A 584-nucleotide genomic window follows, 5' to 3' on the forward strand; every position below is an offset into this window, starting at 1 on the left:
GCCTCCACAAGGTTTACGAGAAAGGCATCAACCTGCCGGCCTCTCTATTTGCTCTGGATATCAATGGTTCGACGGTAGAAAGTACCGGGCTGGGCCTGGACATCGGCGACGCCGATCGTATCTGCTATCCAATCCCCGACACCCTGTGCAACGAGCCATGGCAGAAGCGCCCAACCGCGCAACTGTTGATGACCATGCACGAACTCGAAGGTCAGCCATTCTTCGCCGATCCGCGTGAAGTGCTGGCCAACGTGGTGCGCAAGTTCGACGAAATGGGTCTGACTATCTGCGCAGCGTTCGAGCTGGAGTTCTACCTGATTGACCAGGAGAACGTGAACGGCCGTCCACAGCCACCACGCTCGCCAGTGTCCGGCAAACGCCCGCACTCGACTCAGGTCTATCTGATCGACGACCTCGACGAATACGTCGACTGCCTCCAGGACATTCTGGAAGGTGCCAAAGAGCAAGGCATCCCGGCCGACGCCATCGTCAAGGAAAGTGCCCCGGCGCAGTTCGATGTGATCGTGATACAAGTCGACTTAACTATATTGTCATGTGTATACGAGGTTGTTCTAATTATTATT

1 pseudogene is annotated in these 584 nt (G+C 55.5%); it reads left to right on the top strand.

Going from position 1 to position 584, the window contains the following annotated elements:
* A pseudogene (locus tag ACIOZM_RS09910) lies at window positions 1-584 on the top strand (glutamine synthetase); the annotation flags it as partial.

The sequence above is a fragment of the Pseudomonas sp. NPDC087346 genome (assembly GCF_044744235.1).
Classification (GTDB): Bacteria; Pseudomonadota; Gammaproteobacteria; order Pseudomonadales; family Pseudomonadaceae; genus Aquipseudomonas.